Annotated in this window: 23 protein-coding genes; 14 read left to right on the top strand and 9 right to left on the bottom strand. The window is 63.8% G+C overall.

What is annotated here, in order from left to right:
• The first annotated feature begins 28 nt into the window (after window positions 1-28).
• The 8 genes from R0J92_RS09280 to ftsA all read left to right on the top strand — a co-directional run bounded on the left by R0J92_RS09280 (window position 29) and on the right by ftsA (window position 7,586).
• Window positions 29-1,126 carry a UDP-N-acetylglucosamine--N-acetylmuramyl-(pentapeptide) pyrophosphoryl-undecaprenol N-acetylglucosamine transferase gene (locus R0J92_RS09280; protein WP_317385718.1) on the top strand — a complete coding sequence of 366 codons (1,098 nt, stop codon included), beginning with the start codon at window positions 29-31 and terminating at the stop codon, window positions 1,124-1,126.
• Window positions 1,123-2,532 carry a UDP-N-acetylmuramate--L-alanine ligase gene (gene murC / locus R0J92_RS09285; RefSeq protein WP_106163316.1) on the top strand — a complete coding sequence of 470 codons (1,410 nt, stop codon included), beginning with the start codon at window positions 1,123-1,125 and terminating at the stop codon, window positions 2,530-2,532. The genes R0J92_RS09280 and murC overlap by 4 nt, the downstream gene beginning before the upstream one ends.
• A gap of 43 nt (window positions 2,533-2,575) precedes the next feature.
• Window positions 2,576-2,839 (top strand): DUF2484 family protein, encoded by a 264-nt coding sequence (locus R0J92_RS09290; protein WP_411051475.1) that lies wholly within the window; start codon window positions 2,576-2,578, stop codon window positions 2,837-2,839.
• A complete protein-coding gene (locus R0J92_RS09295) occupies window positions 2,836-3,084 on the top strand; it encodes a DUF2484 family protein (protein ID WP_106163318.1) in 249 nt (82 codons plus the stop codon). The genes R0J92_RS09290 and R0J92_RS09295 overlap by 4 nt, the downstream gene beginning before the upstream one ends.
• Before the next feature lie 154 nt (window positions 3,085-3,238).
• The gene (gene murB / locus R0J92_RS09300; RefSeq protein WP_411051476.1) at window positions 3,239-4,165 is read left to right on the top strand and encodes a UDP-N-acetylmuramate dehydrogenase; all 927 of its coding nucleotides are present in this window, start codon (window positions 3,239-3,241) and stop codon (window positions 4,163-4,165) included.
• A 313-nt stretch (window positions 4,166-4,478) separates the two neighbouring features.
• Window positions 4,479-5,363 (top strand): D-alanine--D-alanine ligase, encoded by an 885-nt coding sequence (locus tag R0J92_RS09305; RefSeq protein ID WP_411051594.1) that lies wholly within the window; start codon window positions 4,479-4,481, stop codon window positions 5,361-5,363.
• A complete protein-coding gene (locus R0J92_RS09310; protein ID WP_106163320.1) occupies window positions 5,351-6,250 on the top strand; it encodes a cell division protein FtsQ/DivIB in 900 nt (299 codons plus the stop codon). Before R0J92_RS09305 ends, R0J92_RS09310 begins: the two co-directional genes overlap by 13 nt.
• 1 nt (window position 6,251) lies before the next feature.
• A complete protein-coding gene (ftsA, locus tag R0J92_RS09315; protein ID WP_106163321.1) occupies window positions 6,252-7,586 on the top strand; it encodes a cell division protein FtsA in 1,335 nt (444 codons plus the stop codon).
• Between the two features lie 51 nt (window positions 7,587-7,637).
• Here ftsA and R0J92_RS09320 read toward each other — a convergent pair whose 3' ends face one another.
• A complete protein-coding gene (locus R0J92_RS09320) occupies window positions 7,638-7,964 on the bottom strand; it encodes a hypothetical protein (RefSeq protein WP_411051477.1) in 327 nt (108 codons plus the stop codon).
• A 42-nt stretch (window positions 7,965-8,006) separates the two neighbouring features.
• Between R0J92_RS09320 and ftsZ the strand changes: the two genes are divergently transcribed.
• The 5 genes from ftsZ to R0J92_RS09345 all read left to right on the top strand — a co-directional run bounded on the left by ftsZ (window position 8,007) and on the right by R0J92_RS09345 (window position 15,512).
• A complete protein-coding gene (gene ftsZ / locus R0J92_RS09325) occupies window positions 8,007-9,746 on the top strand; it encodes a cell division protein FtsZ (protein WP_411051478.1) in 1,740 nt (579 codons plus the stop codon).
• Window positions 9,747-9,942: 196 nt separating this feature from the next.
• The gene (gene lpxC / locus R0J92_RS09330) at window positions 9,943-10,890 is read left to right on the top strand and encodes a UDP-3-O-acyl-N-acetylglucosamine deacetylase (protein ID WP_317385724.1); all 948 of its coding nucleotides are present in this window, start codon (window positions 9,943-9,945) and stop codon (window positions 10,888-10,890) included.
• A gap of 319 nt (window positions 10,891-11,209) precedes the next feature.
• Window positions 11,210-12,061 (top strand): outer membrane protein assembly factor BamD, encoded by an 852-nt coding sequence (locus tag R0J92_RS09335; RefSeq protein ID WP_106163324.1) that lies wholly within the window; start codon window positions 11,210-11,212, stop codon window positions 12,059-12,061.
• 21 nt (window positions 12,062-12,082) lie between these two features.
• Window positions 12,083-13,732, top strand: coding sequence for a DNA repair protein RecN (gene recN, locus R0J92_RS09340; protein WP_106163325.1), 1,650 nt, complete (start codon window positions 12,083-12,085; stop codon window positions 13,730-13,732).
• An 85-nt stretch (window positions 13,733-13,817) separates the two neighbouring features.
• Window positions 13,818-15,512, top strand: coding sequence for a chloride channel protein (locus R0J92_RS09345; RefSeq protein WP_411051479.1), 1,695 nt, complete (start codon window positions 13,818-13,820; stop codon window positions 15,510-15,512).
• Between the two features lie 864 nt (window positions 15,513-16,376).
• Here R0J92_RS09345 and R0J92_RS09350 read toward each other — a convergent pair.
• The 6 genes from R0J92_RS09350 to R0J92_RS09375 all read right to left on the bottom strand — a co-directional run bounded on the left by R0J92_RS09350 (window position 16,377) and on the right by R0J92_RS09375 (window position 23,836).
• The gene (locus R0J92_RS09350) at window positions 16,377-16,718 is read right to left on the bottom strand and encodes a DUF427 domain-containing protein (protein ID WP_317385726.1); all 342 of its coding nucleotides are present in this window, start codon (window positions 16,716-16,718) and stop codon (window positions 16,377-16,379) included.
• Between the two features lie 61 nt (window positions 16,719-16,779).
• Window positions 16,780-18,564 (bottom strand): aminopeptidase P family protein, encoded by a 1,785-nt coding sequence (locus tag R0J92_RS09355; RefSeq protein ID WP_411051480.1) that lies wholly within the window; start codon window positions 18,562-18,564, stop codon window positions 16,780-16,782.
• Between the two features lie 413 nt (window positions 18,565-18,977).
• On the bottom strand, window positions 18,978-20,855 hold the full coding sequence (gene cobT / locus R0J92_RS09360; protein WP_411051481.1) for a cobaltochelatase subunit CobT: 1,878 nt from the start codon (window positions 20,853-20,855) through the stop codon (window positions 18,978-18,980).
• Between the two features lie 159 nt (window positions 20,856-21,014).
• The gene (gene cobS, locus R0J92_RS09365) at window positions 21,015-22,001 is read right to left on the bottom strand and encodes a cobaltochelatase subunit CobS (protein ID WP_106163330.1); all 987 of its coding nucleotides are present in this window, start codon (window positions 21,999-22,001) and stop codon (window positions 21,015-21,017) included.
• Window positions 22,002-22,328: 327 nt separating this feature from the next.
• Window positions 22,329-22,928, bottom strand: a complete 600-nt coding sequence (locus tag R0J92_RS09370; RefSeq protein WP_106163331.1) for a methyltransferase family protein — start codon at window positions 22,926-22,928, stop codon at window positions 22,329-22,331.
• Between the two features lie 281 nt (window positions 22,929-23,209).
• On the bottom strand, window positions 23,210-23,836 hold the full coding sequence (locus tag R0J92_RS09375; RefSeq protein ID WP_106163332.1) for a DnaJ domain-containing protein: 627 nt from the start codon (window positions 23,834-23,836) through the stop codon (window positions 23,210-23,212).
• Between the two features lie 117 nt (window positions 23,837-23,953).
• Here R0J92_RS09375 and R0J92_RS09380 point away from each other — a divergent pair, with 117 nt between their 5' ends.
• Window positions 23,954-24,208, top strand: a complete 255-nt coding sequence (locus R0J92_RS09380; RefSeq protein ID WP_411051482.1) for a BolA family protein — start codon at window positions 23,954-23,956, stop codon at window positions 24,206-24,208.
• 86 nt (window positions 24,209-24,294) lie between these two features.
• On the opposite strand, the gene R0J92_RS09385 is transcribed toward R0J92_RS09380, so the two are convergent.
• Both R0J92_RS09385 and pepT read right to left on the bottom strand, forming a co-directional pair.
• On the bottom strand, window positions 24,295-24,879 hold the full coding sequence (locus R0J92_RS09385; protein ID WP_411051483.1) for a DUF4177 domain-containing protein: 585 nt from the start codon (window positions 24,877-24,879) through the stop codon (window positions 24,295-24,297).
• 76 nt (window positions 24,880-24,955) lie between these two features.
• Window positions 24,956-26,200 carry a peptidase T gene (pepT, locus tag R0J92_RS09390; RefSeq protein WP_411051484.1) on the bottom strand — a complete coding sequence of 415 codons (1,245 nt, stop codon included), beginning with the start codon at window positions 26,198-26,200 and terminating at the stop codon, window positions 24,956-24,958.
• Window positions 26,201-26,280: the final 80 nt, after the last annotated feature.

The raw sequence follows: 26,280 nt of genomic DNA on the forward strand, positions 1-26,280 counted from the left end.
CGGATAAGAACGCGAAGGCAGGCACGAGATGACACAGAAACTGCTCCTGATGGCGGCGGGCGGCACCGGGGGGCATATGTTCCCCGCGCAGGCGCTGGCAGAGGCGATGTTGCGCAAGGGCTGGCGGGTGAAGCTCTCCACCGATGCGCGCGGCGCGCGCTACACCGGCGGCTTTCCCCATTCGACCGAAATCTCCGAGGTGCCTTCGGCCACATTTGCCCGTGGCGGGCTGCTGGCCAAGGCGCTGGTGGGGCCGAAGATCCTGTCGGGCGTGGCGCAGATGGCACTGGACATGAGGCGCGACCGTCCCGATGCGGTGGTGGGCTTTGGCGGCTACCCGTCGATCCCGGCGCTGGGAGCGGCGACGCTGTTGGGCCTGCCCCGGATGATCCACGAACAGAACGGCGTGCTGGGCAAGGTGAACCGCAAGTTTGCCACGCGCGTGGCGCAGGTGGCCTGCGGTGTCTGGCCCACGGACCTGCCGGACGGCGCGCAGGGCGTGCATGTGGGCAATCCGGTGCGCGGCGCGGTTCTGGAACGTCAGGGTGCGCCCTATATCCCGCCCGGGGATTACCCGATGTCGATCCTGGTGATCGGCGGCAGCCAGGGCGCGCGCATCCTGTCCGACGTGGTGCCCGAAGCGATCCTCGCCCTGCCACCCGAGCTGCGCCAGCATATGCGGATCAGCCACCAGGCGCGCGGCGAGGATGAGGCGCGGGTGGCCAAGGTCTATGCCGACAATGGTATTGATGCGGACGTGCAGCCGTTCTTTACCGATGTGCCGTCGCGCATTTCCGAGGCGCAGCTGGTGATATCGCGCTCGGGCGCGTCGTCGATTGCCGATATTTCCGTCATCGGGCGGCCCTCGATCCTGATCCCGCTGGCCTCGGCCGCTGGCGATCACCAGACCGCCAATGCGCGCGGGCTGGTTGAGGCCGGAGGTGCCATCCGCATCCCCGAAAGCGCCCTTGACAGCAACAGCCTTGCAGAGCAGATCGCCGCTGTTCTGACCCATCCGCAAGGGGCCACCCAGATGGCCAATGCGGCGATGAACGCCGGAATACCCGATGCCACGGACCGTCTCGTGGCGCTTGTTGAACACTTGTCCGAGGAAGCTGCCCCATGACCCCTGCCACCAAACTGCCCGGCGACGTCGGCCCGATCCATTTTGTCGGTATCGGTGGCATCGGCATGTCCGGCATCGCCGAAGTGCTGTTGAACCTTGGCTATGTGGTGCAGGGCTCGGATCTGAAGTCCTCCAAGATCACCCAGCGGCTGGAGACCCTCGGGGCGACCGTGTTTGAGGGCCAGCGGGCCGAGAACCTGGAAAACGCCGAGGTGGTGGTGATTTCCTCCGCCATCAAGCCCGGCAATGCCGAGCTGGACGAGGCCCGCGCGCGGGGCCTGCCGGTGGTGCGCCGGGCCGAGATGCTGGCGGAGCTGATGCGGCTCAAGTCCAACATCGCCATCGGCGGCACCCACGGCAAGACCACCACCACCACCATGATGGCCGAGCTGATGGTCGCGGGGGGCTTTGATCCCACCGTGGTCAACGGCGGCATTATCCATGCCTATGGCTCCAACGCGCGGATGGGGCAGGGCGAGTGGATGGTGGTCGAGGCCGACGAGAGCGACGGCACCTTCAACCGGCTGCCCGCCACCATCGCCGTGGTGACCAATATCGACCCCGAGCATATGGAGCATTGGGGCGACTTTGATCGCCTGCGCGACGGGTTTTATGAGTTTGTCTCCAACATCCCCTTCTATGGCCTTGCGGTCTGCTGCACCGACCACGCCGAGGTGCAGGCGCTGGTGGGGCGGATTTCCGACCGCCGCGTGGTGACCTATGGCTTTAACGCGCAAGCGGACGTGCGTGCGGTGAACTTGACCTACAAAGGCGGGGTGGCGCATTTCGACGTGCTGCTGCAGGCCGAAGGGCAGAAGATCGAAGGTTGCACCTTGCCGATGCCGGGCGATCACAACGTCTCCAACGCGCTGTCGGCAGTGGCGGTGTGTCGTCATCTGGGCATGAAGCTCGATGAGATTCGCACGGCGCTGGCGGCCTTTGGCGGCGTGAACCGGCGCTTCACCAAGGTGGGCGAAGTCGACGGCGTCACCATCATCGACGACTACGGCCACCACCCGGTGGAGATTGCCGCCGTGTTGAAGGCCGCACGTCAGGCCATCGGCAGTGAGGGTGAGGGCCGTGTCATCGCGGTGCATCAGCCCCACCGGTATTCGCGCCTGTCGAGCCTGTTCGATGATTTCTGCGCCTGTTTCAATGACGCCGATGTGGTCGCCATCGCCGAAGTCTTCGCCGCCGGTGAAGACCCCATCGAAGGCGCGGGCCGCGACGATCTGGTGGCGGGGCTGATCCGCCATGGTCACCGCCATGCGCGCGCGATCCTCAACGAAGACGACCTGCTGCGGCTGGTGCGCGAACAAGCCCGCCCCGGCGACATGGTTGTCTGCCTCGGCGCTGGTACGATTTCCGCCTGGGCGAACGGGCTTCCCGAAAGGCTGCAGGGATGAGGCGGCGCGCACTCGGGGCCGTGGTGGCAGAGGGGAGGGACGCATGATGTCGCTCTCGCTCCTTGCCGCCTTGGTCTGGGTGCTCTGCGCCAGCGTGGTGGCGTTCCTGCCACTGCGCTATCAGCGTCCGCCGGGACTGCTGCTGCTCTTGGTGGCGCCGCTGTTGATCTGGCTGCTTTATCGTGATTTCGGCCTGCTGGCGGCGGGCTTTGGCCTGTTTGCGCTGCTGTCGATGTTTCGCAAGCCGCTCTCCGCCTTGCTGCGTCGCGCTGCTGTTGGGCGCGAGACCGGAGGGCCACGCCCATGAACACCTCCCTGATCCTGGCCTGTCTCTGGGTGGTGCTGGCCAACCTGCTGGCGATGATCCCGTCAAAGGACAACCACTGGTCCCGTGCCTATGTGCTGATTGCCATTGGCATTCCGCTCCTGGGCTATGTGACCTATGAGAACGGCCCCTGGTGGGGGCTGGCGATGCTGGTGGCAGGCATGTCGATCCTGCGCTGGCCGGTGATCTATCTGGTGCGCTGGCTGCGCGGTGTGCGGCGCGGATAGGCGGAGGCCGTCTGGTCTACGGTCCTCGACACGCGCTATGCGGCGCAGATCCAAAGGCGGCGAAACACGCGCAAACGGCAGGTGGAGTGGGCTCTGGGGTTTTCCTTCGCGCGGGCATGGCCTAAACCCGCGTTGAAACCAGAAGTGAGCCGTGATGACCGATCTTCCAGCCGTGCGCGGGCGCCTGACGCCGAACCGAGACCTCTGTGACCTCACATGGCTGCGTGTGGGCGGGCCTGCGGATTATCTGTTCCAGCCCGCCGATCTACAGGACTTGCAGGATTTCCTGCGGGATCTGCCAGCGGATGTGGAGGTTTTCCCCATGGGCGTGGGGTCGAACCTGATCGTGCGGGATGGTGGCTTGCGGGCGGTGGTGATCCGGCTGGGGCGCGGTTTCAACGCGATTGAGGTCGAAGGCGACACCGTGACCGCAGGCGCGGCGGCGCTGGACGGCCATGTGGCGCGCAAGGCCGCAGAGGCGGGTGTCGATCTGACCTTTCTGCGCACCATTCCCGGCAGTATCGGCGGTGCGGTGCGGATGAACGCGGGCTGCTATGGCGCTTATGTAGCGGATGTCTTTGTCTCGGCTCAGGTGGTGCTGCGGGATGGCAGCGTAAAGACCCTGACGGCGGAAGATCTGCAGTTCGAGTATCGCCAGACCGACCTGCTGGAGGGTGCCGTTCTGGTGTCGGCCACCCTGCGCGGACCTGCGGGCGAGCCCGAAGCGCTGGCGGCGCGCATGGAGGAGCAGCTGCGCAAGCGCGACGAAAGCCAGCCCACCAAAGAGCGTTCGGCGGGATCGACATTCCGCAATCCGGCAGGATTTTCCTCGACCGGCAAGGCCGATGACGTGATGGACCTCAAGGCCTGGAAGGTGATCGACAACGCCGGCCTGCGTGGCGCGACCCTTGGCGGGGCGCAGATGAGTGAGAAGCATTCCAACTTCATGATTAACACCGGTGGCGCAACCGCCGCAGATTTGGAACAGTTGGGCGAAAATGTGCGAAAAAAGGTTTACGCGGACTCCGGCATTTGGCTAAAGTGGGAAATCATGCGTATAGGCGATCCCAAGCGAGTGTGATCCAGGAAAATTCAGCGATTTCAATAACCTGACCCGGTGCGGCCAATTTGCGTCCCGTCAGGTTTGCGCAAGCGCAGATACTGAAGTCCCGAACATGCGGGAAGCTTGGTGAACAGCCTTTGTGTTTTGGCCCTGTCACGGGGCGCGCAGGTGTGATGTTGCCATCGGGATGCAGGTCCCATGGTGTTGAAGGCTGAGGTCTTTGCGGGAGCCGGAAAACCGGCACCGGAATAATTATAAAGGGCAACAATGCCCGGTAGAAATTGAGGCAGTGATCGTGGGTGGAGCGAGCAGAACACTCCCGAAGGTTGCGATGTTGATGGGTGGCCCCTCCGCCGAGCGGGAGGTGTCTCTGTCCACGGGGCGTGAATGCGCCGGCGCACTGAGGAGAGAAGGCTACGAGGTGGTCGAGGTCGATGCAGGCCCGGACCTTGTGGCGCAACTGCAGGACATCAAGCCGGATGTGGTTTTCAACGCGCTGCATGGCCGTTGGGGCGAGGACGGCTGTGTGCAGGGCATTCTGGAATGGATGCGCATTCCCTATACGCACTCCGGTGTGCTGGCCTCGGCGTTGGCGATGGACAAGGAACGCTCCAAGGCGACCTATCGCACCGCCGGTCTGCCGGTGGTGGACAGCGTGATCGCCGCCAAGGACGAGGTGATGGCGCGCCATGTGATCGCGCCGCCCTATGTGGTGAAGCCCAACAACGAAGGCTCCTCTGTCGGGATCTATATCGTGCATGAGGCGGCCAACAGCCCGCCGCAGCTGTCCCAGGAAATGCCCGCGCAGGTGATGGTGGAGACCTATGCACCGGGGCGCGAGTTGACGGTCACGGTGATGGGAGAGCGGGCGCTTTGCGTGACGGATATCATCACCGATGGCTGGTATGACTACGAGGCGAAATATGCCGCCGGTGGCTCGCGCCACGTGTTGCCCGCCGAGGTTCCCGAAGAGATCACCCAGCTGTGTCTCGATTATGCGATCCGCGCGCATGACGTGCTGGGCTGCCGGGGCCTGTCGCGCACCGATTTCCGCTGGGATGAGGCGCGTGGCACCGACGGGCTGATCCTGCTTGAAACCAACACGCAGCCGGGCATGACGCCAACCTCGCTGACACCTGAGCAGGCGCAGCATTGCGGTCTGAGCTTTGGCCAGCTGTGTGCCTGGCTGGTGGAGGATGCCTCATGCGAGCGCTGACATCACGCAGGTCCAAAGCACATGCGGCCGAGAACAAGGCCGATCCGGCACCGTCGCGTCTGAAGTATCGTGTTCAGCGCTGGATGCTGACGCCGGGTATCCGCATGGGGCTGCGCGTAGGGCTTCCGGTCTGCGCGGTGCTGGCTGCTGCCGGGGGCTACCTGGCGAGCGAAGCGCGGCGCGACCATCTGGTCGGACTTTATACCGAGGCCCGCGCGGCCTTTGAGACGCGGCCCGAGTTCATGGTCAACGTGATGGCCATCGACGGCGCAGGGGAGAGTGTGGCGACGGACATCCGCGAGGTAACCTCGCTGGATCTGCCGCTCAGCTCGTTTGATCTGGACCTTGCGGCCATTCGCGATCTGATCGTCGGGCTGGACCCGGTGAAAACCGCAGCCGTGCGCATTCGTCCCGGCGGCATTCTGCAGGTGGATGTGGTGGAGCGTCAGCCCGCCATCGTCTGGCGCAGCCGCGACGGGCTGGCTCTGCTGGATGAAACGGGCGCTTTTGTCGCCGAGCTGGGCCAGCGCGGGTTGCATCCCAACCTGCCGTTGATTGCGGGCAGGGGCGCGGACCGGGCTGCCGTGGAGGCGCTAAAGCTGTTCGCAGCCGCGCGTCCCCTGGGTGAACGCCTGCGCGGCATTGTCCGTGTGGGGGAGCGGCGCTGGGATGTGGTGCTGGACCGTGGCCAGCGCATTCAGTTGCCGGTTGAACGCCCGGTTGCGGCGTTGGAGCGTGTGATCGCTGTCAGCGAAGTGAAGGACCTATTGGAACGGGATGTGGCGATCGTGGACTTGCGCCTGCCGACCCGTCTGACCGTGCGGATGAACGCACCAGCCGTTGAGGACTGGTGGCGCATTCGCCAATTGAACGAGAGCTCTTATTGATATGACAGACCTGTATCAATCCCAACGTGCGATGCGGCAGATGCGCCGCCAGGCCATGCAGCGCGGTGTGGTGGCCATTCTGGATGTGGGCAGTTCCAAGATCTCCTGTCTGGTGCTGCGGTTCGATGGTATCGGACGGCTGAGCGAGGACAATTCCATCGGCTCGCTGGCCGGTCAGTCGGGATTTCGCGTCATCGGCGCTGCAACGACGCGGTCGCGCGGTGTGCAGTTCGGCGAGATTTCCGCCATGCAGGAAACCGAACGGGCCATCCGCACCGCTGTGCAGGCGGCGCAGAAGATGGCCGAGGTGCGGGTGGATCACGTGATTGCCTGTTTCGCCGGTGCGACGCCGCGCTCCTACGGGCTGGACGCCACGGTGGAGCTGGAAGGCCAGGAGGTCACGGAAAACGAGATCGCCCGCGTTCTGGCCGCCTGCGAGGTGCCGGAATATGGCGCCGGACGTGAGGTGCTGCATGCGCAGCCGGTGAATTTCGCGCTTGATAACCGTTCCGGTCTTGAGGACCCGCGCGGCCAGATGGGGCAGGCACTGTCGGTCGACATGCATATGCTGACGGTGGAGGCCGCCACGATCCAGAACCTGGTGCGCTGCGTGCAGCGCTGCGATCTGGAACTGGCGGGGATTGCCTCTTCGGCCTATGTCTCTGGCGTCTCGGCGCTGGTAGAGGACGAGCAGGAGCTGGGCGCGGCCTGCGTCGACATGGGCGGCGGAACCACCTCGATCTCTGTCTTTATGAAGAAGCACATGATCTATGCCGATGCGGTGCGCATGGGCGGCGACCATATCACCAGCGACATCTCGATGGGGCTGGGGGTGCCGGTGGCCACCGCTGAGCGGATCAAGACCATGTCCGGCGGCGTGCATGCCACGGGCGCGGATGATCGCGACATGATCGACATCGGTGGCGAGACCGGCGACTGGGAGCGCGACCGCCGCACCGTCAGCCGGGCGGAGCTGATCGGCATCATGCGCCCCCGGGTCGAGGAGATCCTGGAGGAGGTGCGGGTGCGGTTGGATGCAGCCGGGTTCGATCATCTGCCGAGCCAGCAGATCGTGCTGACCGGCGGCTCAAGTCAGATCCTCGGACTGGACGGTCTGGCGAGCCGCATTCTGGGCCAGCAGGTGCGTCTGGGTCGCCCGATGCGGGTGCATGGCCTGCCGCAGGCGGTGACCGGACCGGGATTCGCCTCTGCCGTCGGCATGTGCCTGTTCGCGGCTCATCCGCAGGACGAATGGTGGGATTTCGACGCGCCGGTGGACCGGATGGCGGGCGGATCGATGCGCCGCGTCGTGCGTTGGTTCAAAGACAACTGGTAATGCGCGCGGCGCTCGGCAAAGCTTTGCCGATCTGCGCCGTTTCGAGGGATCTTATCCACCGGTTACCCACAGTTTTTCCACATACCCCGTGACAGGGGTCTTCACTTGCGTTAAAAATCGTCCCAATACGCTGAAATCAGCGATGTGCGAGGCCGAGCAGGGGTTCGCAATCATATCAAGATCGGTCTGGCGTGCCTGTTCTGGCAGGCGCGGAGGGATTGTGTTTATGTATCGACCCTCTGCATACCACCATATTTCGCCTGAATGGCGATATTCGGCAAAGTCCCCCACCATTTGGCCCATATTTTGTGGGTGAATGCGCTTTTGGGGATGACGAGACTCCTGCATCGCGATAGGATTAAGGCAGAAGAGTGACAATCGACGCCCTTGCGGGAGGGCTAAAACACAGGCGGAAAAAGCATGACCCTGAACCTTTCGATGCCCGGACAAGAAGAGCTGAGCCCCAAGATCACCGTATTCGGTGTCGGCGGCGCGGGCGGCAATGCCGTCAACAATATGATCGCCAAAGAGCTCGAGGGTGTGGATTTTGTTGTGGCCAACACCGACGCGCAAGCGTTGCAGCAGAACGCGGCCAAGAGCCGGGTGCAGCTGGGTGTGAAAGTGACCGAAGGTCTGGGTGCCGGCGCGCGTGCCTCGGTCGGGTCCGCCGCTGCGGAAGAGAGCATCGAACAGATCGTGGATCACCTTGCGGGTGCGCACATGTGCTTTATCACCGCTGGCATGGGCGGCGGCACCGGCACCGGTGCGGCACCGATCATCGCGCAGGCCGCGCGTGAGCTTGGCGTGTTGACCGTTGGCGTTGTGACCAAACCCTTCCAGTTCGAAGGTGCCAAGCGGATGCGCCAGGCCGAGGAGGGTGTCGAAAACCTCCAGAAGGTCGTGGACACGCTGATCATCATTCCGAACCAGAACCTGTTCCGTCTGGCCAATGAAAAGACCACCTTCACCGAAGCGTTCTCGCTTGCGGATGACGTCCTGTATCAGGGTGTGAAGGGTGTGACCGATCTGATGGTCCGTCCGGGTCTCATCAACCTCGACTTTGCGGACGTGCGCGCCGTGATGGACGAGATGGGTAAGGCGATGATGGGCACCGGCGAGGCCGAAGGCGAAGATCGCGCCATCCAGGCCGCCGAGAAAGCCATAGCGAACCCGCTGCTGGACGAAATCTCCCTGCGCGGCGCCAAGGGTGTTCTGATCAACATCACCGGCGCGCATGACCTGACCCTGTTCGAACTGGACGAAGCAGCAAACCGCATCCGCGAAGAGGTCGATCCGGACGCCAACATCATCGTCGGCTCCACGCTGGACACGGCGATGGAAGGCAAGATGCGCGTCTCCGTGGTTGCAACCGGTATCGATGCCACCGAAGACGCCCATGACGTTCCGGTGCCGCGCCGTCCGATGTCCGCGCCGCTGACCAAGACCGTCAGCGTCGAGGACAACCGTCGCGCGCCGCTGGAACTGAAAGAGCCTATGGAAGCCGCTCCGGCTGTCGCAGCAGATGCGGCCACCGGGCAGGAGCCTTCGCTGTTCTCCGAGTTTGACAATGACCGTGCGGCAGCCCAGGCGCAGAACGACGAGCTGATCGAAGACGTGAACGAGAGCGCCGACGCCAATGACGGCCTGCCGCCGCCGGCATACCGCCCGCAGCCGCAAGTGCAGCCGCAACAGGTGCAGCAACAACGCGTCGCTCAGCAGCCTGCGCCGCAGCAGCACCAGCAGATGGCTCAGCCGCAACCTGCACAGCAACAGCCTGCCACGACCCAGGCCGAGGGCTTTGTCGCGCCGCGCGCTCCGGCTCCGGGTGCTCCTTCGCAGGATGCCATCGTGCGTCTGCGCGAGGCGGCGCAGCGTCATCAGAGCGGCCAGCAGAAGGCTCAGCAGCATCAGCAGCAACCTGCCGCAGCGCAGCAGCAGCGCCCGGCTACGGATCCGCAGGAGCAGCGCCGGTTTGGCCTGAACTCCCTGATCAACCGGATGACCGGCCACCCGCAGGAAACCACGCAGAACCGTCCGCAGGCCGCACAACGGACGCAACCGAGCATGCAGTCCGCGCAGCCGCAACAGGCCGAGCAGCCGCATGATGAAGATCAGGAACGCATCGAAATTCCCGCATTCCTGCGTCGTCAAGCCAACTAATTACTCACGGAAAACGATGAAAAGGCCGCCAGTTGGCGGCCTTTTTTATTTCAAATACAGTGGTTTAACATGGCCGTGGCGATGTTCTGCCGAACTGTAATATTCATGTTTCATTTGGTTGCAAAGATTGAGTTGAGGCGCAGGCATGGAGCGCTTAGGTGTACCGGCGAGATGGTCAGTGCGACCCGAACAACCCATGAGGCACCCTGTGCAGAACACGCTCAAAGCAGCAGTTACGTTTGACGGCATCGGCCTGCACTCCGGCAAGCCGGCCAAGATGGTCGTGCTTCCCGCCGCAGCGCAGCATGGTGTGACCTTCAAACGGACCGACATTGCCCTGGGCAACACCGTCATCCCGGCGCGCTGGGATATGGTGGAGCGCACGGCGCTTTGCACGCGTCTGGTGAATGCTGCCGGTGTTTCCGTCTCCACTGTCGAACACATCATGGCGGCGCTGGCCGGCTGTGGTGTGCACAACGCGCGGGTGGAGATCGACGGACCGGAAGTGCCGATCATGGACGGGTCGTCCGCTCAGTTCGTGCGTGAAATCATGGCCACCGGCATTCAGCGCCTGCACGCGCCAGTGCGCGCCTGGAAAGTGCTCAAGCCGGTGATGGTCGAAACGAAGGACGCACGGGCAACCCTGCTGCCGTGTGACCGCCTGAAGATTTCCTTTGATATCGAATTCGCCGAAGAGGGCATCGGCCATCAGAGCCGTGAACTGGACCTGCGCAACGGCACCTTCGCGCGCGAGCTGTGCGACAGCCGCACGTTCTGCCGCCGCGTCGATGTCGAGGAGATGCAGGCCAATGGTCTGGCTCTGGGCGGCGTGCCGGGTGAAAACGCGGTGGTGTTCGACGGTCCTGTCGTGCATGCGGGATCCGGTCTGCGCCATTCGGATGAACCTGTGCGCCACAAGATGCTTGACGCGCTTGGCGATCTGGCGCTGGCCGGTCTGCCGATCTTTGGCCACTACGTGGGCGAGCGTGCGGGCCATTCGATGACCAACACCCTGTTGCGCGCCTTGTTCAACGAGCCCGGCGCGGTTGCCGAGGTCACCTGTGATCCGGTCATGACTGCACGTTTGCCGGGGCAGGGGCTGGTCTGGTCCGAAATCCCCGCTCAGGTGCGCCGCGTCGCCTAAGCCTGCGGGCATGTCTTTACAATCGCATTAACGGTCGGCCTGTCGCCGGCCGTTTTTCTATGTGCGGGGGCTTCTGTGGGGATCACCGGATTTCAGGCGGATTGCGGGGGTGCAGCGCGGCATGCAGACTTGACCCTCGCAAGCTTTCTCTGCCAATTGAACGGGAGCAGCGTGAAAGGCGTTTTGCACATCATATGAATGTGCTAGACCGTGGCGACGCCGGGCGTCATGTTTGACATGGACAGTCCGGGCCGCGCCAGTGCGCAGGCAGAGGATGCGACCTGCGGGTTGTAGAACAAGACGGTGAAGTGAGGCAGGAATGATCGGCATCAGGGCAGCAGCCAAAGGGATCGGAGCGGTCGCACTGATGGCGACTCTCGCCGCATGTGGCGGTGCAGATGGCGACGCCCGGCAATCTTCTCAGAACCTGGAAGTTTATACTCCGGAACAGATCTATGAGCGCGGTGAGTTTGAGCTGGCGCGTGATCGCGAAGGGGATGCAGCCTATTATTTCTCCGAGGTTGAGCGTCTTTACCCCTATTCCGAATGGGCGAAGCAGTCGCTGATCATGCAGGCCTTCACATACCATCAGGCCGAGGACTACGAGAACAGCCGCTCGGCGGCGCAGCGCTACATTGATTTCTACCCAACGGAAGAAGATGCAGCCTATGCGCAGTATCTGCTGGCCCTGAGCTACTATGACCAGATTGACGAAGTGGGCCGCGATCAGGGGCTGACCTTCCAGGCGCTGCAATCGCTGCGGACCGTGATCGAGGTCTATCCTGACAGCGAATATGCCACCTCTGCGATCTTGAAATTCGACCTCGCCTTTGACCACCTGGCGGGTAAGGAGATGGAAATCGGGCGGTATTACCTGAAGCGTCAGCACTATACTGCGGCGATCAACCGGTTCCGCGTCGTGGTCGAGGACTTCCAGACCACATCACACACGGCCGAGGCGCTGCATCGTCTGGTCGAATCTTATCTATCGCTGGGCCTTACGGATGAGGCACAGTCTGCGGGGGCCATCCTCGGTCACAACTTCCGTTCGACCGAATGGTATGAGGACAGTTTCAAGCTGCTGACATCGCAGGGGCTGAAGCTGAAGGATCGCGGCAACAACTGGCTTGCCAAGATCTATCGTCAAACGGTCAAGGGCGATTGGCTCTGACGGCATTTACGGGGCATCTTGATGCTGCGCGCGCTTGATATTCGCGACTTACTGATCATCGACCATCTGGAGCTTACGTTCCAGTCAGGTCTCAATGTTCTGACCGGCGAAACCGGGGCAGGCAAATCGATTCTGCTCGATTCACTGGGCTTTGTTCTCGGCTGGCGGGGGCGTGCTGCGCTGGTGCGTCAGGGTGCGGATCAAGGCGAGGTGGTGGCGGAATTTGATCTGCCCGAGGGCCACGCCGCCCGTGCCGTGCTGGAAGAGGCGGGGCTGCCTGTCTCGGACAGTCTGCTGCTGCGCCGGGTGAACACCGCTGACGGGCGCAAGACGGCCTGGGTCAATGACCGGCGCTGCTCGGGCGAGGTGCTGCGGGCGCTGTCGGACACTCTGCTGGAATTACACGGACAACATGATGACCGAGGGCTGCTGAACCCGCGTGGCCACAGGGCCATGCTGGATGAGTTCGCCGGTGTCGACGCCTTGGTCGGCGAGGTCCGTACAGCCTGGACCGCGACGGCAAAGGCGCGCAAACGGGTCGAGGAAACCCGTGCAGCACTTGAGGCGGTGCGGGCGGAAGAGGAATTCCTGCGCCATTCTGTGGGCGAGCTTGACCAGTTGAACCCGGAGCCGGGCGAGGATGAGAGCCTCGATGCGCGTCGTCGTCAGATGCAGGCGGCTGAACGTATTCGCGGCGACATTGCCCGTGCGCATAGCCTGCTGTCCGAGGGGGCCGAGGGCACCATGGGCGAAGCGCAGCGCTGGCTGGAGGCGGTGGCCGGAGATGCGGGCGAGGCGCTGGACGCGCCGCTGGCAGCCCTGAGCCGCGCGATGATAGAGCTGGGCGAGGCGCAGGACGGTGTGGAACGCGTCCTTGAGGGGCTGGAGTTCAATCCCGGCGATCTGGAGGATTGCGAGGAGCGTCTGTTTGCGATCCGCGCCCTGGCGCGCAAGCATAATGTGCAGCCCGATGATCTGGCCGACTACGCCGATGTGCTGCGTGAAAAGTTGCAGGCGCTGGACGCAGGCGATCAGAACCTGGCCGATCAGGAACTGGCGCTGAAATCGGCAGAGGCAACCTATGCCACGGCAGCAGATCGGCTGTCGGCCAAACGCCGGGACAGCGCCGCCACGCTGGATGCAGCCGTGATGGCGGAGCTGGCGCCACTGAAAATGGAACGCGCGGTGTTCGAGACCCTCATCACCCCGGCCGAGGCAGGACCAGAGGGCGTGGATGCGGTGGCCTTTACCGTGGCGACCAACCCCGGCGCGCCTGCTGGACCGCTGAACAAGATCGCGTCGGGCGGTGAGCTGAGCCGGTTCCTGCTGGCGCTGAAGGTCTGCCTGCGCGGTGAGGATTCGGCCAAGACGCTGATTTTCGACGAGATCGACCGCGGCGTCGGTGGCGCCACGGCAGATGCGGTTGGCCGCCGCCTCAAGGCGCTGGCCGATGGCAGTCAGGTGCTGGTGGTGACCCATTCGCCACAGGTTGCCGCGCAGGGCGCACATCACTGGCGGGTGCAGAAGTCCGTCGAGGATGGCGTAACCCTGTCACAGGTGGTGCCGCTGAGCGCTGATGACCGCGTGGATGAGATCGCCCGCATGGTGTCGGGCGACAGGATCACACCGGAGGCACGCGCCGCCGCCAAGGCGCTGTTGCAAGGCGATTAAAGATTTACCGCACGGATAGAACTGTTTGCTAAAGTTATTGGGTCCCGCGCGACTGATTTATCGGTGAATTGATCGGAGAACCCCAATGCCGCGATTGCAAAGCACGGCCCTGTCCTCATATCTCGCCCAGACACGGGCGACGCTGAAGGACGCACGGCGTGTGCTGCTGCATCGCGGACCGAGCCAGCTGCAGTTCTGGCTGATCGCATTGGTGATTGGTGTGCTTGCCGGTTTTGCCGCCCTGTTCTTCCGCAAGGGGATCACAGCACTGCAAGGCGCTGTCTACGGCGCCGAAGACCTTGACTACCTTCACAGTTTTGCGGCGACCTTGCCCTGGTATCTGCTGTTGCTCGTGCCGGTATTGGGCGGGCTTGCGGTGGGGGTGATCCTGCATCGGTTCACGCCGGATGGTCGCGTGCGGTCTGTTGCCGATGTCATCGAGGGCGCCGCGCTGCGCGACGGGCGGGTGGAAATCCGCGAAGGTCTTGCATCGGCCTGCGCCTCCTTTCTGACGCTCTCTACCGGGGGGTCTTCCGGACGTGAGGGGCCGGTGGTCCATATCGCCGGCATGATCTCCACCTGGGTGAGCGACCGTATTCGCGCTGATGGGGTCACGGGGCGGGATCTGCTGGGCTGTGCGGTGGCTGCAGCGGTTTCAGCCAGCTTCAACGCGCCGATCGCCGGGGCCTTGTTTGCCATGGAGGTGGTGCTGCGGCACTTCTCGGTCAACACCTTTGCGCCCATCGTGGTGGCCTCGGTGGCGGGCACGGTGATCAACCGGCTGGAATACGGCGATGTGACAGAATTTGTGCTGACCACGCCCGGCGCGCTGCAGTTCTATGTTGAGCTGCCCGCATTTCTGATCCTCGGGGTGATTTGCGGCGTGGTGGCCGTGCTGCTGATGCATTCGATCTTTCTGGCAGACCGGCTGGGAACGGCGGTGCAGAGTGCGCTTGGCGTGCCGCGTTGGCTGCGACCTGCGGCGGCGGGTTTCCTGCTTGGGCTCATTGCGATCTGGTTTCCCCATATTATCGGGGTTGGTTACGAAACCACCGTTCTGGCGCTGTCGGGCCAGCTGCTGTTGAGCCAGGCGATCCTCTTTACCATCGTGAAGGCTGCGGCAGTGTCCATCACCATGGGCGGACGCATGGGCGGCGGCGTGTTCTCTCCGTCGCTGATGGTGGGCGCGTTGACCGGGCTGGCCTTCGGGATCATCGCCACCGCCACGCTGCCCGATGTCTCCGGGACACATACGCTCTATGCGTTTGCCGGAATGGGGGCAGTGGCCGCAGCGGTTCTGGGCGCGCCGATTTCCACCACGCTGATCGTGTTTGAGCTGACAGGCGACTGGCAGATCGGTTTGGCCGTGATGGTCTCCGTTTCCATGTCCACGGCGCTGGCCTCGCGTCTGGTGGATCGGTCTTTCTTCCTGACCCAGCTGGAAAAACGCAACCTGCGCTGTTCGGCGGGCCCTCAGGCCTATCTGCTTGGCACCCTGCTGGTGGGCAAGGTGATGCGACCGCTGTCGGCATCCGACCCGGAGAGCGCGCAGGCGCTGATGGATGAAGGCATTGCAATCAGCCCCCTGGCGACGCTGGAGGCGGCGCTGCCGATCTTTGACCGGGCAGGGGTGGAGTTCATCCCGGTGGTGGAGGAAGAGGAGCGGTCAGAAGAGACCGGGGAGCCGCAGCTGACGCTGATCGGGGTGATCCATCATCTGGACGCGTTGAAGGCCTATAACCGGGCTCTGGTGGCGATTTCTGCAGAAGAGCATCGCTGACGCGGCAATTCGGGTCTGACGCGGCGATCGCGCAATGGCCCTTTGCTTTGACATTCGGGCACATGCTCATCGGTACATTCCAATCGGCTCGGTGCCGCGCATTTGAATGTCGAGGATGCCAAAGCGGCGTCAATACGCAAGCAGGGTTCAGGGATGGAACATGCCGCTGAGGTGAGTGTGGTTCTGTTGCGGTTCGTGCGCAGCCGGCATGACCACGCGACCCTGCGCATCAATTTCTCATAATAAATTTTCGCAAACGCAGCGTCAAATTTCGCTGATATGCAATAAGCCAATTCTAGGTTTGAACCCGTCCGCATTTTATACTTGATAACAAAGGTTAATCCGGGCACTTAATATTACTAAAAGATTAACAATGGCAGGCATCGGGTGGACGAAAATAATGCGTGCTTGGGCAGATGACCTCGCAGAGGTCGCGTCCTTCGGGACAACCAAAGAGCAGGAAAATGAGCGGGCGGCACTAACCGCCCTCATAGACTATGTTGTTGAAACAACTTGCGATTCCCAGTCTAGCATTGGGAGGGACGGGGCCGATGACCTGCGTCGAAGTCTGAGCGCAGCGGTGCTTTCAGCGTAAGTCTCGGACCATCTCAACTGTGGTCAGATCATGCGTTCCGCGAATGTGTCTCCGGAAACGGGGAGTGCAGAACTGCGGTCTGCGACCTGCTGTTTTATTCACGAAAATGGAATACGGAGCGTCCGGGGACTGAGAAAACCCAGGAGTGTTGCAAAAAAGCCGGACGCAATTGCCCGGCTTTCTATATCCTGTTTCTTGTGAATTGGTATGGTTTGTACCATTCCAATTTCAATCACAGTATCAGTCTATTGAGGGGGATCTCTGCGATTTCAGACCTGTTCAACTTTGACAGAGTCGAGATGCAGGAACGCCAGGTGACCTTTGATCTCGGTCACGGCCTCCAGAGGGGCCTCATAGCTCCAGACCGCGTTTTCGGTCACAGAGGATTTGTTGACGATGGAATAGTAGCTCGCGTCGCCCTTGTGCGGGCAATGGGTTGTCTTGTCGGATTTGTCGAGGAAGGCCATGGCGATATCTTCCCGGGGGAAGTAAATCACCGGGGCCAGATCGCCCTCGCTCAGTTCCAGTGCGTTCGAGGTCTCGCCCAGAACGGCGCCGCCCGAACGGACAACCCATCTGCCTGTCGCTTTGCGGATCGTGATCTTGCTCATCGGGTTCCCCCTCCTTCTAGCTTTGGTAAGGCTTCTGCCCGGTCAATGTAACAGTCGAATATCAGAGCGGCGCACAGGCCGTCTCCAACCACTTGGCCGCAGTTGCGCTGAGGCGCGGTGCGATGTTGCGGTATACGTCTGCGTGATAGCTATTGAGCCAGTCGCGCTCACCCGTTGACAGCATCTCGGGCACCACCAATCGGTGGTCGATGGGCGCAAAGGTCAATGTGCGCCACGCGTGCATCTTGCGGTCTGCGTCGCTGGTGTCAAGGGGGGCAGCGTCCTCGACCACCAGGAGATTTTCGATCCGGATGCCAAAGGCGCCCTCGCGGTAGTAACCGGGCTCGTTCGACAGGATCATGCCGGGCTCCAGCGGCACGGTATTGAGCCGCGACAGCCCCTGCGGGCCCTCATGCACGCTGAGATAGGCGCCGACGCCGTGGCCAAGCCCGTGGTTGAAGTCCTGACCGGCCATCCACAGGGGCAGGCGGCCGATCGCCTCCAGCTCGCGCCCTGACCGCCCCTCGGGCCAGCGCAGGCGGGAGATGGCGATCATGCCCTGCAGCACGCGGGTGAAGGCTTCGGCCTCGTCGCGCCCCGGGGTGCCGATGGCGATGGTGCGGGTGATGTCGGTGGTGCCGTCGAGATACTGCCCACCGCTGTCGAGCACCAGCAGGTGGCCGTCCTGCAGCGTCGTGTTGGTCTCCTCGGTGACCCGGTAGTGCATCATCGCGCCATTGGGCCCGGTGCCGGAGATGGTCTCGAAGCTGATGTCGCGCAAGCTCGGATCAGCGGCGCGGAAGCCTTCGAGGGTTTTGACCACGTCGATTTCGGTGATGTTGCCGGGGGGCTGCGAGTCGAGCCAGGCGAGGGTCTCCACCACGGCGGCGCCATCACGCAGATGGGCGGCGGCGCTGCCGGCGATCTCGGCGGCGTTCTTGCGCGCCTTGGGCAGAGCGCAGGGATCGCCGGTCATGGCCATGCGCCCCTCGAGGAGGTTGGCAAGCGCTTGCGGCAGGCTGCGCTCGTCCACCGCGACCTGTCCGTTGAGGCCCGCGACCGCATCGGCAAATCCCTCAGGCGCGTGGCAGGTGACATGGGCACCGAGGTCGAGGCCGCTGAGTTTTTGCGCTTCCATGAAGAGGTCCACGCGCCCGTCGCTGTGCAGGATGGCAAAGCCATGCGCCACCGGGTTGCGCGGGATGTCGGCGCCGCGGATGTTCAAGAGCCACATGATGCTGTCGGGCAGGGTGATGACGGCGGCGGACTGGCCGCCCTTGCGCAGGCCTTCGGCCAGCCGCGCGGCTTTGGCGGCGGCGCTTTCGCCGGCAATGTCCTCGGGGTGCGCGGTGGCGGGCTGCATCGGCGGCGCGGGCTGATCGGCCCAGATGCGATCCACCAGATTATCCGTCTCCACCAGCGTGATGCCACTGCCCTTGAGCCGTGTCGTCAGTTCGCGGATTTCGCGCGCGGCGTGCAGCCAGGGGTCATAGGCGAGGGTGCCGCCCTCGGGCAGCTGCTCCACCAGCCAGTCGCCCAGCGTGACCTCGGGCCAGGGCACGGGGGTATAGACATCGGCCACCTGCCGCTTCACCTGGGTGCGGTAGCGCCCGTCGATGAAGACGCCGGCACTGTCATGCAGCGCGGCGCAGAAGCCCGCTGAGCCGGTAAAGCCGGTGAGCCACGACAGGCGTTCGTCGCGCGGGGCGACATATTCGCCCTGATGGGCATCGGCGCGGGGGATCAGGAAGCCGTCATAGCCGTCTTTGTCCAGCTCCGCGCGCAGGGCTGCAAGCCGGTCCGGGCCTTGCTCGGGGCGTGCGGTGACGTCGAAGGTCTGGAACATCTCTCTCTCCTGAATGCGGAGCCCGGACCCGAAAGGCGGGCTGCAGGCAAGAATGTGGGGCATCGGTGCTGCCGCTGCGGGGGCCGGGTTACGGCGCGCGGTGACCGGGAGTTGTTTTGTTACAGATCACGTCTGCGCAGACAAGCCCATGTGACGTGATGACCGCGGAGCGTCGGGTCGCTCCCGCCCGTTGCCCAGGGTCCCTTGTAGGACCCTGTACGCTCGTTGGGCCGGGCGCCGCGCCTCCTGAGGGGAGGCGCGGCGCGGTTGCGCTTTGATTGCGCCGATGCGCGACGGTCGCATGGGAGTGCGGGCGCCGCGCGCTGCAAGGCGCGCGGCCGGGCCCAAGGCTTTGGCTCGCATCTGTGATGCGGGGCAAAGGGGCGGGAGCCCTGCGCCCGCCGCAGGCGATGTCAGCTGACCTTGCGCATGCCCATAACGCGGGCACGGGCGCGCGGGTCGCTGTCAAACAGCGCGGCCAGCTGTTCGGTCATGGCACCGGCCAGCTGCTCCACATCGGTGATCGTCACCGCGCGGTCATAATAGCGGGTCACGTCATGGCCGATGCCGATCGCCAGCAGTTCCACCTGCTTTTTCTTCTCCACCATGGCGATCACGTCGCGCAGGTGTTTCTCAAGATAGTTGGCCGGGTTCACCGAGAGCGTGGAATCATCCACCGGCGCGCCATCGGAGATCACCATCAGGATCTTGCGCGCCTCGGGACGGCCCGCCATGCGGCGATGGGCCCATTCCAGTGCCTCGCCGTCGATGTTCTCCTTCAGGAGGCCTTCCTTCATCATCAGACCAAGGTTCGGGCGCACCCGGCGCCAGGGCGCATCGGCGCTCTTGTAGATGATGTGGCGCAGGTCGTTCAGGCGCCCGGGCAGCTGCGGGCGACCGTCGTTGAGCCAAGCCTCGCGCGACAAGCCGCCTTTCCAGGCCTTGGTGGTGAAGCCGAGGATTTCCACCTTGACATTACAGCGCTCCAGCGTGCGGGCCAGAACGTCGGCGCAGATCGCGGCGATGGAGATCGGGCGACCGCGCATCGAGCCGGAGTTGTCCAGCAGCAGCGTCACCACGGTATCGCGGAATTCGGTGTCCTTCTCGACCTTGAACGACAGCGGCGTCGTGGGGTTGGCCACCACGCGCGCCAGTCGGCCCGCGTCCAGAACGCCTTCTTCCTTGTCGAACTCCCAGGAGCGGTTCTGCTGTGCCTGAAGGCGCCGCTGCAGCTTGTTGGCGAGACGCGAGACCGCGCCTTTCAGCGGCTCCAGCTGCTGGTCGAGATAGGCGCGCAGCCGTTCCAGCTCCTGCGGTTCGGCGAGGTCTTCGGCGGCGATTTCCTCGTCATGGGCGTCCAGGAAGACCCGGTAATCCGGGTCAGCATCCGAGACCGGCTGCGGCGCGGGCGGCTCCAGCGGGGCCTCGCCGTCGGGCATCTCGGTCTCGTCGGTGACCTCTTCCTCGGCCATGTCGTCGGCGGAAACCTGCGCCTGGCTCTCGTCCTGCTGCTGTTCCTGCGCCTGCTCGGGGGAGGCGTCGGCCTCTTCCTCGTCACTGTCGTCCTGACCGGAGCTGTCAGGCTGTTCCTCTTCCTCGGCGGTCTCCTCGGACTCGTCGTTCATCTCGTCATCGAGATCATCCGGGTCGTCGCCCAGCTGGTCACCATAGCCGAGATCGGAGATCACCCGCCGGGCGAATTTGGCAAAAGCGGCCTGATCGGCAATCGTTTCATCGAGGTTTTCCAGCGTTTCGCCGGCCTGTGCCTCGATAAAGCCGCGCCACAGATCCATCACGTTGGCGGCGGCCTCAGGCAGGGGTCTGCCGGTGGCGAGGTGGCGGATCAGGTAGCCGGCGGAGACTGCCAGTGGCGCCTCAGAAGCGGAGGTCACCTGATCGTAGCCGCGCCGCAGCGCTTCGGTCTTGATCTTGACGTCGATGTTGGAGGCGGTGCCGGGCATGTCACGGGCGCCCACGGCCTCGCAACGGGCGCTTTCCATCGCGTCATAAAGTTCGCGCGCCATGTCGCCGGAGGGGGCATAGCGGCTGGCGACGCTCTCGTCATGGTATTTGCGGCGCAGGGCAAGTGCGTCGGCGGTGCCACGGGCCAGCAGTACTTCCTCGCGGGTCATCCGGCGCGAGACCTGCGGCAGGCGCATGGTGTCGCCGCTTATGCCCGAGGGGTCGACCGAGTAGTTCACCGTCAGTTCGGTGTCATCGGCCATCACCTTGGTGGCCTCGGCGAGGGCCTTCTTGAACGGATCTGCCGGGTTGTCGTTTGGTTTGCTCATGAACCGGTGCTCCTACGGGGCAAGCATTCGTCCTTTGCGCGGCGCTGTCCAGTCATTTGAAAAATGACCGTCCCCGCCCCGCCGGGGGCGGGGTGCCGAGGCCCCCGTCGAGGGGGCCTCGGCACCGGTCGGACGGCGAAGCCGTCCGATCCCCGCTCCTTAGCCAAGGCTGACGTTTGCAGCACTTTCGGGCAGTTCTTCGTCAAAGCAGCGCTGATAGAACTCCGCCACGGTCTGGCGTTCCAACTCGTCGCATTTGTTGAGGAAGGACAGGCGGAAGGCATAGCCCACGTCGCGGAAGATCTCGGCGTTCTGGGCCCAGTTGATCACCGTCCGCGGCGACATCACGGTGGAGAGGTCTCCGTTCATGAAGGCGGTGCGGGTCAGGTCGGCAACGGTCACCATGCGGGCGATCTGCTGACGGCCCTCGGCGGTGTTGTAATGCGGCGCCTTCGACAGCACGATCGCGGTTTCCGCATCATGGCTGAGGTAGTTCAGCGTTGCCACCAGCGACCAGCGGTCCATCTGGGCCTGGTTGATCTGCTGAGTGCCGTGATAGAGCCCGGTGGTGTCGCCGAGGCCCACGGTATTGGCGGTCGCAAACAGGCGGAAGAACGGGTTCGGGGTGATGATCTCGTTCTGGTCCAGCAGCGTCAGCTTGCCGTCATGTTCCAGCACCCGCTGGATCACGAACATCACGTCGGCGCGGCCGGCGTCATATTCGTCGAACACGATCGCCACCGGGTTGCGCAGGGCCCAGGGCAGGATGCCCTCGTGGAACTCGGTGACCTGCTTGCCGTCGCGCAGCTTGATCGCGTCCTTGCCGATGAGGTCGATCCGGGAGATGTGGCTGTCGAGGTTGACCCGCACGGAGGGCCAGTTCAGGCGCGCCGCGACCTGTTCGATATGGGTGGATTTGCCGGTGCCGTGGTAGCCCTGGATCATCACACGGCGGTTGTGGCTGAAGCCTGCAAGGATCGCCAGCGTGGTGTCGGGGTCGAACTTGTAGGTCGAATCCATGGCTGGCACCCGGTCGGAGCCCTCGGCGAAGCCCTTCACCGTCATGTCGGTGTCGATGCCAAAGACCTCGCGGACCGAGATCGTCTCGGTGGGTTTTGCGTTCATGTCCTGCAGGCCGTTGGTCATAGGTGTCAGTCCTTGTCTTGTCAGTCTCGGCGCGGGCGTGGTGGCGTCTGTCAGGCGGCCCGTCGGTCAATCTCGGGATGCGTCTTGCGCACAATCGCAGGATTGGTGCCTGAAGATGCCGGGGAGGGCAAGGGAAACTCGTGTGTCGATACGCCAGAGCCGCAATGGTGAGCGGTTTTATCGCGGGCGCGGTCGCCTGCAGGCGCAAAGCTGGCATAAAAAGGCCCTGCACGCGGTGGACGCGGCAGGGCCAATCTGTCCCGGGATATGGCGCCTGGGCGCGTCGCCTCTGAAAGGGCCTCAGAGGAAGGGCCTCAGAGGGGGGCGTCAGAGCGCGGCGCGCAGGCGCTCCAGGCTGCGTTCGTCAACAAAGCGCGGTGTTGAGCGCATGTAGTCGGCAAAGGCCTGGCCGTAGCCTTTCATCAGCCAGCGTTCCTCGTTCAGCACAAACAGGAAATAGAGCGCAAACAGCACCAGCGCCAGCGCGACGGTCAGCCAGGAGCCGGTGGTGATGCCGAGGCCGATGGTCGCCAGCACCGAGGTCACATACTGCGGGTTGCGGGAATATTCATACATGCCGCCTGTGACCAGCCCGCCGCTGTCGCAATAGGTGTTGTCCAGCCCCAGGAAGCGGTAGCCCCAGAGGGTGATGCCAAAGGCCACCACCATGATCGGCAAGCCCACCACATAGCGCAGCCAGTGGCCCCAGCCGTTGACGCCGATTTCGGCAAGCGCAAACACCACGGTGGCGCCGCAGAAGATCCGGAACAGGCCAAAGGCCAGGTGGTGGCGCCAGCCCTCAGAAGCGGGCCAGAGGCCGAGGTCGGGCCGCTTCAGGCTGTAGCCGAGATGGGCGGCCAGGGCGAGGGCGGCCCCGGCGGCGATGAGGAGGGCGATGTCATGCAAGGTCAGGACAAGGTCGTACATGGCGGCAATTGATCCCTTTCTGGAGGTCTGGACGTCTGCTCTGAACGGTCGGTCCGGAACGTGGATCCGATGGGCCGGGCGCACACCCGGTTGACGCCTCGCGTAGCAATTCAATGTAACAGAAAAGTGGTGCCGACCTGCGTGTCAGGCGGTTCAAACCGTGTCACGCCTGCGCGATTTTCCCAAAAAGAAACCGCCCGGACGCTGGGGGGCGCCGGGCGGTCTGGGCAATCGGGTGTGGCACCGGCAGGGCGCAGCGCGGGGAGGGCGCGGCGCGTAGCCTACTTGAAGCTGCGACTGTCCTTGACCTGATCCCAAGCCCACATGACCTCCTGCAGCTGTTCTTCCTGGCTGCGGTCGCCGCCGTTCATGTCCGGGTGCAGCACCTTGATGAGCTTCTTGTAGGCCTTGCGAATCTCGGCCTTTGTCCAGTCATCCTTGGCCTCGAGGATCTCCAGCGCGCGGCGTTCGGGCGGCGGCAGGCGGCGGCCTGCGGCCTGGCCGTTCTTGCCGGGGTTCTGTGTCGCGTTTGCGCCGAGCACCTGATGCGGGTCCTCGATGCCGAGGCGGGCCCAGGCACGCGCTTCGGGATCGCCCAGCGGCTTGGTGGTGCGTTCCCACACCTTGTCCTTGGAGGCCTGTGCGTTCAGCTCGGCCTCGGTGGTGCCTTCGAAGAAATTCCATTTCTGGTTGTACTCGCGCACATGCTGCTGGCAGAACCAGAAGAAATCGTCGAGAACATCGGGGGCCTTGGGGGCGCGGAACTTGCCGGCTTCCTCGCACCCCTCATGATCGCAGAGACGCACGGAGGTTTCGGAGGCGCCAGACATGCTGCGCCGCCCCCGCGGATTTTTCTTCTTCGCGGAGCGGATCGACATATCGAATCCAAAGGGATCGGATTTGGTCATGCGGGAGCACCTTCTAGACGCATCTGTTCGACTCGGAGGCAGCAGTTTAGTCTAACGGTCGAGAGATAAAAGGGGGGCGGGCACAGTTTTATGAACTACAGACGGAGTGACGCAGACATGAGCGTAAGAGACGAGATCGAAACGAGCCTGCGAGCCGCCTTTGACCCCAGAGAGCTGGCGGTCGAAGATGACAGTGACAGTCATGTGGGTCACGCAGGGCATGACGGCAAGGGGGAAAGCCATTTCAATGTCAAAATCAGGTCCGCGGCCTTCGAGGGCATGAGCCGCGTCGCGCAGCATCGCGCGGTGCACAAGGCTATGGGCGACATTGTACCACGCATTCATGCGCTGGCCCTGGATATCGGGTCCTGACGGTCCTGACATCGACACGATCAAAGCGTCCCCGGCCACCGCATGGTGACCGGGGCACAGAGATCAGACCACTGAAGCGAGGAGCCTCACTCGTCCGGTTTGCCCCGACTGGCCCGTGCCTTCAGCGCGGCGGTGAGGCCGGAGACCGGGCTCAATTCTTCCACCCCATCATCGGAGACCATGCGTCGGGCACCGGGTCCCGGCACGGGAATCGCTTCTGGCGGGGCCTCTGGGTCGCCGGCAATGGCGGTCAGCGGCGCTGGCGCGGCTGCCGGCTGGGCGGATGGCGCAGCGACGCGCTCGGTTTCCGCGATCAGTTCTGCATTCGGCTCGGGGGCCGCGGCTTCGGAGGGTGTGGTTGCGGCGACAACGGGCTGTGCCGCGGTCGCGGGCGTCGGCTCTGTGGTCGCAAGCGTTGGAGACGTATGGCTCGCGGCGGACAGCGCCCGGCGGAACACCAACAGGTTACGCCAGGTGGTCTTGGTGCCGGTCAGCCCGGAGCGTTCCTCGCTGGGCAGCATTTCGGCGCGCTGGTACTCCCAGCCCTCTGCCGCCATTTCGTTCAGCACGCCCTCAATTCCATTGGCAAAGCGGGCCTCTGGCGTTTTCACGCCGCGCGCCTTCTTGCCACGGTTGGGGGCGGGGACGACCTTGTACTCGTAGTTCTGCATCAATTGTTCCTGTGCGGCCCACGCCTGCAATCTAGCAGCATTGCGGGGCAGAGAGAAAGAAGATCAAAGGCAGATGTCACTTTTGCGTGGCGGCGGCACGGGCTGCCAGCTTCAGGCACATCTGCGTCGCCAGCGACATATCCTGAACCGAGATCCACTCCAAGGGGCCATGAATGCATTGCATGCCGGTAAAGACATTCGGCGTAGGTGTGCCGAATTCGGTCAGGCGGGAGCCGTCGGTGCCACCGCGGATCGGCACCGAGACCGGCTCCAGCCCGAGATCGCGGCAGGCGTCGCGGGCCAGCTCCACCGGGGTCATGTCCTGTTCCAGCCAATAGCGCATGTTGCGGTATTGCGGCGTGATCTCGCAGGTGATCTCGGCCCGCGGTTCGGTGGCGGCGACCGCGGCACAGACCTGACGCAGCAGCGCGCCCTTGGCCTCCAGCCCGTCACGTTCGAAGTCGCGCAGGATGAAGCGGATCTCCATCTCGGAGGAACCGCCCAGCATGTCGGTGGCGTGGATGAAGCCGTCGCGCGCATCGGTGGTTTCCGGCGTCATGGTGGCCTGCGGCAGGGTCTGAACGATCTTTGAGGCGAGGTGGATGGCGTTCACCATCTTCTCCTTGGCAAAGCCCGGATGGATCGACACGCCGGTGATTTTCACCACAGCGCGGTCGGCAGAAAAGCTTTCATATTCGATCTCGCCCACTCTGCCACCGTCAAGCGTATAGGCAAAATCTGCCGCCAGGTCCTGTTCCAGCTGTGGCTGCACGCCACGGCCGATTTCCTCATCCGGGGTGAAGGCGATGCGGATCGGCGGGCGGGGGGCATCGGGGTTTTGCAGCAGATGTTCGGCCATGGTCATGATTACGGCGACGCCGGCCTTGTCATCTGCACCCAGCAGCGTGGTGCCGGAGGCGGTGATCAGGTCGTGGCCGATCTTTTCGGCCAGATAGGGGTGGTCGGCGGGGGAGAGCACCAGGTCAGGGTCGTCCGGAAAGCTGATGTCGCCGCCGTTGTAGCCTTTGATGACGCGGGGTTTGACGCCGGTCGCGTTAAACTGCGGTGCGGTGTCTACATGGGCGAGGAAACCCACGGTGGGGGCGTCCGTTGTGCCGGGTATGGTGGCGAGCACAGCGCCGTAGCCGGTGAGTGTGACGTCCTGCGCGCCTATCGCGGTCAGCTCGTCGCGCAGGAGGTGCAGCATGTCGAACTGGATTTCGGTGCTGGGCGCGGTGGGGGAGTTTTCGTCGCTCTGGCTGTCGATGGCGGCGTAGCGGGTCAGGCGGGATTCGAGGACGGCGTTGAAGGCGTTGGACATCGGGGTGGCTCCTGCTGTTGGCGGCAAGATCGCGGAGGGGCGCGGAGAGGTCAAGCGCCCTTGCCGTGCGGCACGCGCCG

Origin of the sequence: Tritonibacter sp. SIMBA_163 (genome assembly GCF_046535935.1) — a bacterium.
In the GTDB taxonomy this organism is placed as follows: Bacteria; Pseudomonadota; Alphaproteobacteria; order Rhodobacterales; family Rhodobacteraceae; genus Epibacterium; species Epibacterium scottomollicae.

What these genes read in the sequence shown, in the direction of transcription:
- R0J92_RS09280 (WP_317385718.1), top strand. Translation starts at nt 29, where the DNA reads ATGACACAGAAACTGCTCCTGATGGCGGCGGGCGGCACCGGGGGGCAT.
- murC (WP_106163316.1), top strand. Translation starts at nt 1,123, where the DNA reads ATGACCCCTGCCACCAAACTGCCCGGCGACGTCGGCCCGATCCATTTT.
- R0J92_RS09290 (WP_411051475.1), top strand. Translation starts at nt 2,576, where the DNA reads ATGATGTCGCTCTCGCTCCTTGCCGCCTTGGTCTGGGTGCTCTGCGCC.
- R0J92_RS09295 (WP_106163318.1), top strand. Translation starts at nt 2,836, where the DNA reads ATGAACACCTCCCTGATCCTGGCCTGTCTCTGGGTGGTGCTGGCCAAC.
- murB (WP_411051476.1), top strand. Translation starts at nt 3,239, where the DNA reads ATGACCGATCTTCCAGCCGTGCGCGGGCGCCTGACGCCGAACCGAGAC.
- R0J92_RS09305 (WP_411051594.1), top strand. Translation starts at nt 4,479, where the DNA reads ATGTTGATGGGTGGCCCCTCCGCCGAGCGGGAGGTGTCTCTGTCCACG.
- R0J92_RS09310 (WP_106163320.1), top strand. Translation starts at nt 5,351, where the DNA reads ATGCGAGCGCTGACATCACGCAGGTCCAAAGCACATGCGGCCGAGAAC.
- ftsA (WP_106163321.1), top strand. Translation starts at nt 6,252, where the DNA reads ATGACAGACCTGTATCAATCCCAACGTGCGATGCGGCAGATGCGCCGC.
- ftsZ (WP_411051478.1), top strand. Translation starts at nt 8,007, where the DNA reads ATGACCCTGAACCTTTCGATGCCCGGACAAGAAGAGCTGAGCCCCAAG.
- lpxC (WP_317385724.1), top strand. Translation starts at nt 9,943, where the DNA reads ATGAGGCACCCTGTGCAGAACACGCTCAAAGCAGCAGTTACGTTTGAC.
- R0J92_RS09335 (WP_106163324.1), top strand. Translation starts at nt 11,210, where the DNA reads ATGATCGGCATCAGGGCAGCAGCCAAAGGGATCGGAGCGGTCGCACTG.
- recN (WP_106163325.1), top strand. Translation starts at nt 12,083, where the DNA reads ATGCTGCGCGCGCTTGATATTCGCGACTTACTGATCATCGACCATCTG.
- R0J92_RS09345 (WP_411051479.1), top strand. Translation starts at nt 13,818, where the DNA reads ATGCCGCGATTGCAAAGCACGGCCCTGTCCTCATATCTCGCCCAGACA.
- R0J92_RS09350 (WP_317385726.1), bottom strand. Translation starts at nt 16,718, where the DNA reads ATGAGCAAGATCACGATCCGCAAAGCGACAGGCAGATGGGTTGTCCGT.
- R0J92_RS09355 (WP_411051480.1), bottom strand. Translation starts at nt 18,564, where the DNA reads ATGTTCCAGACCTTCGACGTCACCGCACGCCCCGAGCAAGGCCCGGAC.
- cobT (WP_411051481.1), bottom strand. Translation starts at nt 20,855, where the DNA reads ATGAGCAAACCAAACGACAACCCGGCAGATCCGTTCAAGAAGGCCCTC.
- cobS (WP_106163330.1), bottom strand. Translation starts at nt 22,001, where the DNA reads ATGACCAACGGCCTGCAGGACATGAACGCAAAACCCACCGAGACGATC.
- R0J92_RS09370 (WP_106163331.1), bottom strand. Translation starts at nt 22,928, where the DNA reads ATGTACGACCTTGTCCTGACCTTGCATGACATCGCCCTCCTCATCGCC.
- R0J92_RS09375 (WP_106163332.1), bottom strand. Translation starts at nt 23,836, where the DNA reads ATGACCAAATCCGATCCCTTTGGATTCGATATGTCGATCCGCTCCGCG.
- R0J92_RS09380 (WP_411051482.1), top strand. Translation starts at nt 23,954, where the DNA reads ATGAGCGTAAGAGACGAGATCGAAACGAGCCTGCGAGCCGCCTTTGAC.
- R0J92_RS09385 (WP_411051483.1), bottom strand. Translation starts at nt 24,879, where the DNA reads ATGCAGAACTACGAGTACAAGGTCGTCCCCGCCCCCAACCGTGGCAAG.
- pepT (WP_411051484.1), bottom strand. Translation starts at nt 26,200, where the DNA reads ATGTCCAACGCCTTCAACGCCGTCCTCGAATCCCGCCTGACCCGCTAC.